Below are 8236 nucleotides of genomic sequence, written 5' to 3'. Positions count from 1 at the left end.
ACGGTCTGGGCCCATTGCGCTTTCGGGGTCCAATCGTCATCGCGTCCGGTCGGCACGGTGCGATCTGGTAGTAGGAAGGTCGCTCTGCGACCGGCCGACGGCTCCCCCCTTGCGCACTGAACGAAGAAGGACCCCGACCCGCTTTCGTCGGGGTCCTTCTTCGTTCCCAGCTGCTGGACCCGTCAGCCCGCCGGGACCGGGATGGTCCAGATCCCGCGGCCGTGCGTGGCCGCGACGAGGGTCCCGTTCGGGTCGACGAGGACCTGGCTCACCACGACGTTGGGCAGGTTGGTGCCGAGCCGGTTCCACGTCGTGCCGCCGTCACCGGAGGTGTAGACCCCGATGTCCGAGGCGACGACGAGGGCCCCGTGGTCGAGGACCACGTCGTTGGCCGGGAGGTCGGGCAGGTTGCCCGAGACGTCGGCCCAGCTCGAGCCTCCGTCGCCCGTGCGGTAGACGTGCCCGACGCCGGGGTCGTCCGGCCCGATGATCCAGTGCCGCGAGTAGCCGGACAGGGACAGGTAGGCGGTGGTCGGGTTGGCCGGGTCGATCGCGATCCCGGTGACGTAGCGGTTGGGGAGGCCGGCGGCCGCGCACACGGAGCTGCCCGTGCACTCCTGGCCGGTGGCGTGCCAGGTGCCGCCGCTGTCGCTGAGCACCACGACACCCGCCCGGAACCCCGTCCCACCGGGGAAGCTCGGGTTGCACGGCCCGCACCAGGCGGCCGCGACGTGGTGCACCCCGCCAACGGTGACGGCGTCGAGCGCGGTGACCTGGGACGCGGCGTTCCCGCCCAGGGCCGTACGCACGTCGAAGATGCTCTTCCAGTCCGTCGCCGCGCCGGTGTTGGCGGTGGTGCCGGCCACCCCGGCCTGCGAGCTCCACACGTACGCCCCACCGGCCACGAGGTGGTTGGGGTCGGTGTGGTCCATCTCGATCGGTGCGATGAAGCGAGGGTCCGGGTCCGACGGCGTGATGTAGTGCCAGTTGGCTCCGCCGTCGGTCGACTTCAGGGCCGTCAGGCCTGTGTACTCGGTGATCACGTTCCGGGAGTCGGCTGGGTCGACCAGGGTGTAGCCGCCGTCGCCGCCGAACACCTGCACGGAGCTGACGTCGATCGGCTGGCTGCGGTCGTCGAGCACCGTGCCCGTGGTGGGGAACACCTTGTTGCTGCCGTTGTCCTGCATGCCGCCGTAGATGGTCGAGTCGCCGCTGCCCTGGGCGCCGTAGTACTGCAGCGCGTCCATGTGCGCGTTGAGGTTGGCCCAGTTCCCGGCGGTGTGGTCGGTCAGGGAGCGTGCGTAGACGCCACCGTCGTTGCCGACGTAGAGCTTGCCGCCCGCGATGACGGCGGCGTGCTGGTCGGAGTGCGACTGGTCGTGGTTGCAGGTCCCCTCGAACGGTGTGTACGAGAAACAGGTGAAGCCGAAGTTCCAGTACGGCCCGACGGTGGTCCAGCCGGCACCGGCGTTCTGGGTCTCGTAGACCTCCTCCAGGCCGACGTAGACGTGGTCCTTGTTGGCCGGGTCCACGGCGAGGAACTGGTTGTACCAGGCCTGGATGCCGGGGCCGTAGCCCTTGCCGATCCGGGAGATGGACTGGGCCGACCCGCTCGACGCCAGCTTGCTCGACGTCGCCACCTTGGTCCACGGGCCGTTCGGGTCCCCGTTGGCGGACTCGTAGACGCCCTGCAGCAGCGTCTGGCCGTTGGTGCCGACGTTTTGCAGGTAGGGGCTCTGGACGATCGCGTAGGCCCGGTCGCCGCCGGCCGAGTACGCCAGGGTCGTCCGACCCTCGGCCTTGGATGGCACCCAGCCCTGCGGGTTCGCCAGGTAGGTGAAGTGCGCCCCCGCGTCGTCGGAGACGTACAGGCCGTTCGTCGGCGCACCGCCGCGCCAGCCGGCCGCGGCCAGCACCTCACGACCGCCCGTCCCGGGTCGGACGGCGACGTCGCTGATCATGTTGCCGACGACCAGGTTGAAGTTCGCGCCGGCGCTGGGCGGCCCGGCAGGCTGGAGCACGGCGGTCCACGTCGCCCCGGCCGTGGCCGTGTCGATGCGGTAGAGGCCGTGCGACGTGGCGGCGAGGAGGGCTGTCCCGTCCTGGGCCAGGCGGAACACGAGGGCTCCGTTGAGCTCAGGGCCGCCGACGCGGTGCCAGCTGGCGCCGTGGTCGTCCGAGGCGAGGACGCCCACGCCCGCGTAGCTGTCCTGGCTGGTGTTGGCCTCCCCCGTGCCGACGTACACCGTGTAGCGGCTCGCGGAGCCACTCACCGCCAACGCCCCCACCGACAGGGTCGCCTGGGTGTCGGTCACCGGTGTCCAGTGCTGGCCTGCGTCGGTGGACCGCCACACGCCACCGTCGGCTGCCCCGGCATACAACGCCCCGTCGGGGGCGGCAGCCAGCGCCGTCATCCGCCCTGCCACCCAGCGGGCCCCGGCGCCGGAGTTGCTGAAGCCACTCGTGGGGTCGACGTACTGCGGCGAGTCCGTGAAGTCGTTGCCGTCGGTGCCCGGTCTGGCGGTCCGTTCGGTCCACGCACCTCCCACGGGGGGCAGCGAGGCTGCGTGGGCCGCGCCCGCCGCGTAGGCGTCCGGGGAGACCGCGCCGTTCGGCGCGAGGCGCTGGGACATGAACCAGTCGGCGGCGTCGGCAGCGGCCTGGCTCTCCTCCCCCGTGTCCTTGTTCGGCGGCGACCCGTTCCCTGCCGCGAATCCGGGACCGGCCGCGAAGAGCATCGCCGCCAGGACTGCCAGGAACACCACGAGCCGTCGCCGCATGCCGCTCATCTCCTCGAGCGCACCGTCGTGCGCAGGTCGCCTCAGCACAGCACCCATCGGAGTCTCCGCGCGTCCGTCGCAGAGGTCAACGGCCCCTCGGACTAGGACCGATTCCGTATGCCGGCCGCCGTCCGCCGTCCGCCCGGCCCGGGTCAGCGGTGGCCGACCACGCGGCACGGGTCAGCCGTGCGTCAGACGCTGATCACGATCCACGAGAGGGCGGCCAGCGTCAGCAGGACGTCGACCAGCAGCGGTGCCCAGGCGCCCGTCCGCCCGGCGAACAGCGCGCGCCGCGCGAGCACCCCGGACACGCCGACCGGGAGCCAGGTGACGCCGATGCCCAGCACGGCCACCAGCAGCGCGAACCACAACGGGGTCGGGTCGGTCTCCTGCCAGTCGGTGAACGCGTACGGCAGGTGGGCCGCGACGAAACCGGCGGCGAACGACAGGGGCAGGGCGAGGAGCACCAGCCAGGACCACGTGACCAGGTGGCGGCCCGGCTCGTCGTGGTGGGTCCGAGGCTGCGCCCTTCGCTCGACCGTGCTCATCGTGGTGACTCCTCCCGGGTCGGCCTGCTGGGTCCAGCCTCGTGGCCGGGGCCGGTCGCACGAAGGGCCCTTGGTCACCCGGGCGCGTGGCCCGGAGTGCCGGCCGGGAGCGCCTGCCCGGAATGCCGCTGCGGGGCCCGCAGTTGCACTGCCCATGACGACGTGGGGCTTCATCGGCAGTGGTCACATCGGCGGAACGGTCGCCCGGCTCGCCCTCGCGGCCGGTCACCAGGTGGTGATGAGCAACAGCCGCGGACCGGAGACGCTGGCCGACCTCGTCTCCGAGCTCGGCCCGGGAGCCCGCGCCGGCACGACCCAGGAGGCCGCCGAGTCCGGGGACGTCGTCGTGGTGACCATTCCCCTGCGCGCCCTGCAGGACGTCCCCGTCGAGCCGTTGCGCGGCAAGGTCGTCATCGACACGATGAACTACTACCCCCAGCGGGACGGCTCCTTCCCCGGGCTCGACGACGAGTCCACGACCTCCTCCGAGCTGCTCCAGCAGCACCTGCCGGAGTCGAGCGTCGTCAAGGCCTTCAACAACATCTACTTCGAGCACCTCGCCACCCTCGGCCGCCCGTCGGGGGCACCGGACCGCAGCGCGCTGGCCATCGCCGGCGACGACCGGGCCGCCAAGGGCACCGTCACCCGGCTGCTCGACGAGCTGGGCTACGACACCGTGGACCTCGGCCCGCTGTCCGAGGGCTGGCGCACCCAGCCGGATACGGCGGCATACGGGCTCATGTATGCCGCGGACCCCGAGGACTGGTCGGCCGGCGGTCGGTCCGTGCCGGCATCGGACGTCGCCGACCGCGCGGCGCAGTCGCGCCGTCGGCACCAGGGCTGAGCCAAGCACGCCGCGGCCGGACCGGTCCGCGCGACCGGCCCAGCCGACGCGTCTGCGTCAGGGGGCCGTGTTGACGCAGAGCCGCACGAGCAGGCCCCCGTGCGGCGAGCCGGGCTCGCAGCGGAAGCGTGGGTCGAGCGTCGGCAGCGGCCGGCCGGCGTACGAGACCACCCACACGCGCCGGTAGCGGTCCTCCGTGCGCGTCGCCGCGGCGCCCGTGGCCTGCGGCACCCGGAACCCCACCGTCTGGCTGTGCGGCAGGGCCAGCAGGTCGGTCGGGACCGAGGCTGCGCGTCCGGTCGCCGCCGCCTCCCGCGGCAGGTAGTAGGACATGCCGAGCCGGACCGAGGTGTCGGCCCACACGGCCCCGTCGCCGGGGCGCGCCCGGGACAGCAGCTCCTGGCTGGCGAGCCGGTAGTCCTCGTGCTGGTAGGACGCCGCCACGACCGAGAGGGCCCCCGCGCCCAGGACAGCCGCGGTGGCGACCGCAGCGAGCAGCCGGGCGGCCCGGTGGCGCAGCGCGACGACGGCACCGGCGAGGACGAGGGCCTGGAACGGCACGACGGGCTCGAGGTACCGGGGGACGAAGGTGGGCGCCAAGACGCTGGCGGCGGCCAGCGCGGCGAGCGGCACCACGAGCACCCCGAGCAGCAGCAGGGTGGTCCGCCGCTCGAACACGCGGGAGCGGGCCACGACCAGTGCGGCCACGACCGTCGCCGCGAGCACGAGGGGTCCTCCGGCGAGCAGCGAGGCGCCGCCGACGAGTGAGGACGGGGTGATCGGCGGCACCCAGGCGAGCTGGCCCCGCTGGCGCAGCGAGACCACGAGGACCACCGCCGTCACGAGTCCGACGGGCACGTGCACGGCGAGCCACTGCCGGCGCTCGCGTCCGGCCGCCGGGAGGAGGGCGAGGGCCACGACGGCCAGGACGAGCACGGAGTACAGGTGCAGGGCCACGGAGACGCACGAGGCGAGGGCGTAGAGCGTGATGAGGCGGCGGCGGGCCCGGTCGCGCGGTCCGAGGTCGCGCAGGCGGACGGCCACCAGGGTCGAGGCGAGGACGGTCGCGGTGACGAGGGCGTACGGACGGGCGTCGCGCGCATAGGCCACCGCGAAGGGGTGGACCGCGACGAACAGCGCCGGCAACAGCCCCGCCCGCCGGCCGAGCCAGCGCTGGCCGAGCCGAGCGGTCAGCAGGACCGTCGCGACGAACCCGACCACGCTCGGCAGGCGCAGCGTCCAGTCGGCCGCGCCGACGACGTCGCGCCACAGGTGCAGCAGGGCGTAGTAGGGCCCGATGTTGGCGTCGGTGACGCCCAGCAGGGCGTCGAGACGCACCCAGCTGAGCGAGGACGCCCACTCCGACGCGAGCTCGTCGTACCAGAGCGGCTGGTCGTCGAGGCGGGCGAGGCCGACGGCGCCGGCCACGACCAGCACCGCGACGAGCAGGGGTGCGACGGCCCGTCCGGGGAGCCGAAGGCGCCCCGGGACCACGACACGGTCGGTCCACGCCACGCCCCTATCGTGGTCGGTCGGCCTGCAGCGGGGCTGGGCGTCACCTGAGGATCTGCTCAACCCCGGCTGTGACCCGCAACTCGGCCTCCCCCGGTCCTGACGCCGGCCCTCGGCAGCCGGCCACGGCGACCGGCGGTCGCGACCGTCGGGGCGCCCGGGGCGACGGCGTGCGAGGCTGGACCGGTGCGCGTTCGTCGACTGGGCTTCGCCGCCGTCAAGGGCACGCGCCACCTGTCCCGGCCGGTGGTGGAGCTCGCCGCCGACGGGCCTCGGGGCGACCGCCGGTATGCCGTGGCCGACCCCGCCACGGGCCGGGTGCTCAGGACCGTCGACCACCCCGCCCTCGCACGGGTCGAGGCGGAGGTCGAGGGCGGGCTCCTGCGCCTGCGCCTGCCCGACGGCACCCTCGTGGACGGTCCCGCCGAGCCCGGCGCGATCGGTCAGCCCGGTGGCACGCTCCACGGTGACTACTGGGGACGACCGGCCACCCTGCGCCTCCTGGACGGGTCGCACGACGCGGCGCTCACGGCATACCTCGGTCGCCCGGCGACGCTGGTCGCCACCGAGCCGGGCGCGGTGGTCTGGGGCGCCCCCGTGTCCCTGGTGACCACGGGCGAGCTCGAGCGGCTGGCGGAGCGGCTGGGCGCCGCCGGGGCGACCGCCCCCGCCGCGCTCGACGAGCGGTTCCGCGCCACCGTGACCCTCGAGGCGGACCACGACCCCGAACCGGGCACGCTTCTGCGCCTCGGCGCGGCGGTGGTCGAGGTCGTCGGGCGCATCGACCGGTGTGCGGTGATCGACGCGGACCCTCGCACCGGCCTGCGCGACAGCCGGCTGCTGCGCCACCTGGAGCAGCGGGACGGACTGCCGACCTTCGGGGTCGACGCCCACGTCCTCGCGCCCGGAACCGTCCGCCTCGGTGACCCGGGCGTGGTCCACGCGCTCGACCCCGGGACGCCGGAGCGGGCCGCGCACTAGGGTCGGGCCATGCAGGCGAGCACCTTCTCCCTCGAGACCCCCGACGGCACCCGAGTGCACGTGAACCGGTGGCAGCCGGACGGCCCCACCAAGGCGATCGTGCAGCTCGCGCACGGGATGGCCGAGCACTCCGAGCGCTACGTGCGGTTCGCCGAGCGCCTCACCGGCGACGGGTATGCCGTGTACGCAGGTGACCACCGTGGCCACGGCGGGACGGCGCGCGCGCCCGAGGACGAGGGCTACTTCGCCGACCGTGACGGCTTCGACACCGTGGTCGCCGACCTGCACCTCATCGGCCGTCGTGCGCGGGAGGAGCAGGGCGAGCTGCCGTTCTTCCTCGTGGGGCACAGCATGGGGTCGTTCCTCGCGCGCGCCTACGCGATCCGCAACGGGTTCGAGCTCGACGGGCTGGTGCTGATCGGCACGGCGGGCGACCCCGGGCTGCTCGGTGCCGTGGGCCAGCGCATCGCCACCCTGCAGGGCCGCCTGCAGGGGCGGCGTCACCGCAGCGGCCTGATGAACACCTTGACGTTCGGGCAGTACAACTCCGCGTTCAAGCCCAACCGCACGCCGTTCGACTGGCTGTCGCGCGACGAGGCCGAGGTCGACAAGTACATCGAGGACATCCGCTGCGGCGCCGTCTTCACGGCCGGGTTCTACTCCGACCTGCTCGGTGGCCTGGCGCGCATCAACCGCGACGAGGACGTCGCCCGCATCCCCCACGAGCTGCCCGTGCACCTCGTCTCCGGGGCACTCGACCCGGTCGGTGCCAACACCAAGGGCGTCCAGCAGGTGGCCGACCAGCTGCGGCGGCTGGGGGTGCGCGACGTGACGACGCGGTACTGGCCCGGGGCGCGCCACGAGGTCCTCAACGAGACCAACCGGGACGAGGTCATGGAGGAGATCATCGGCTGGCTCGACGACCACCTCCGCCGGGATGTCGAGAACGAGCAGGCGGCTCCGTCCCAGGGGTGACGGCGGCCGCCCGGCCGCCCCGACCGAAGGAGAGCGCCAGACATGGCCAAGTACCTGCTTCTCAAGCACTACCGCAGCTCGCACGAGCAGACCGGCAACGGGCAGCTGCCGCCCATGGACACGTGGACCCCGCAGGAGGTGCACGACCACATCGCCTTCATGGACCACGTGGCCGACACCCTGCGTGAGCGCGGCGAGTTCGTCGACGGGCAGGCGCTCTCGCCCGAGGGCACCTTCGTGCGGTTCGACGGGGAGGGCCGGCCCCCGGTGACCGACGGGCCGTTCGCCGAGACCAAGGACCTGATCGCCGGCTGGATGATCATCGACGTCGACTCCCAGGAGCGGGCCCACGAGGCGGCGGCATTCCTCTCGTCCGCCCCCGGGCCCGGCGGGACGCCGATCCAGGAGTGGATCGAGGTCCGGCCGTTCCTCGAGCAGCGGCCCACCACGGTCGAGTGACGACGGGGCCGTCCGTGGACCCGGGGCGGGCTGGGACCAGCTCGCCCCCCGAGGTGGAGGCGCTGCTGCGGGTGCTCGGGCCGCAGGTGCTCGGCGTCCTCGTCCGCCGCGAGGGCGACTTCGCGGCGGCCGAGGAC

At 73.7% G+C, this 8236-nt stretch carries 7 protein-coding genes; 4 read left to right on the top strand and 3 right to left on the bottom strand.

Annotation, left to right across the window (positions count from 1 at the left end; genetic code table 11):
* Positions 1–182 precede the first annotated feature (182 nt).
* Positions 183–2837, bottom strand: coding sequence for a WD40/YVTN/BNR-like repeat-containing protein (locus tag ACFUC1_RS19445; RefSeq protein ID WP_379122768.1), 2655 nt, complete (start codon positions 2835–2837; stop codon positions 183–185).
* Positions 2838–2971: 134 nt separating this feature from the next.
* Positions 2972–3328, bottom strand: a complete 357-nt coding sequence (locus tag ACFUC1_RS19440) for a hypothetical protein (protein ID WP_379122766.1) — start codon at positions 3326–3328, stop codon at positions 2972–2974.
* A gap of 154 nt (positions 3329–3482) precedes the next feature.
* Here ACFUC1_RS19440 and ACFUC1_RS19435 point away from each other — a divergent pair, with 154 nt between their 5' ends.
* Entirely contained in the window at positions 3483–4172 is a 690-nt protein-coding gene (locus ACFUC1_RS19435) for an NADPH-dependent F420 reductase (RefSeq protein ID WP_379122764.1), read from the top strand.
* Between the two features lie 57 nt (positions 4173–4229).
* On the opposite strand, the gene ACFUC1_RS19430 is transcribed toward ACFUC1_RS19435, so the two are convergent.
* Positions 4230–5687, bottom strand: a complete 1458-nt coding sequence (locus tag ACFUC1_RS19430) for a glycosyltransferase family 39 protein (protein ID WP_379122762.1) — start codon at positions 5685–5687, stop codon at positions 4230–4232.
* A gap of 183 nt (positions 5688–5870) precedes the next feature.
* On the opposite strand from ACFUC1_RS19430, the gene ACFUC1_RS19425 reads away from it, so the two are divergent.
* Genes ACFUC1_RS19425 through ACFUC1_RS19415 form a run of 3 tightly spaced genes read left to right on the top strand, consistent with a single transcriptional unit; the run spans position 5871 to position 8099 of the window.
* Entirely contained in the window at positions 5871–6665 is a 795-nt protein-coding gene (locus tag ACFUC1_RS19425; RefSeq protein ID WP_379122760.1) for an MOSC domain-containing protein, read from the top strand.
* Between the two features lie 9 nt (positions 6666–6674).
* On the top strand, positions 6675–7640 hold the full coding sequence (locus tag ACFUC1_RS19420; RefSeq protein ID WP_379122758.1) for an alpha/beta hydrolase: 966 nt from the start codon (positions 6675–6677) through the stop codon (positions 7638–7640).
* Positions 7641–7682: 42 nt separating this feature from the next.
* A complete protein-coding gene (locus ACFUC1_RS19415) occupies positions 7683–8099 on the top strand; it encodes a YciI family protein (protein ID WP_379122756.1) in 417 nt (138 codons plus the stop codon).
* Positions 8100–8236: the final 137 nt, after the last annotated feature.

The sequence above is a fragment of the Pedococcus sp. NPDC057267 genome (assembly GCF_042668795.1).
Classification (GTDB): Bacteria; Actinomycetota; Actinomycetes; order Actinomycetales; family Dermatophilaceae; genus Pedococcus.
Note: the sequence above shows the minus strand (reverse complement) of the source record. Positions and strands in the feature narration are given on the sequence as shown.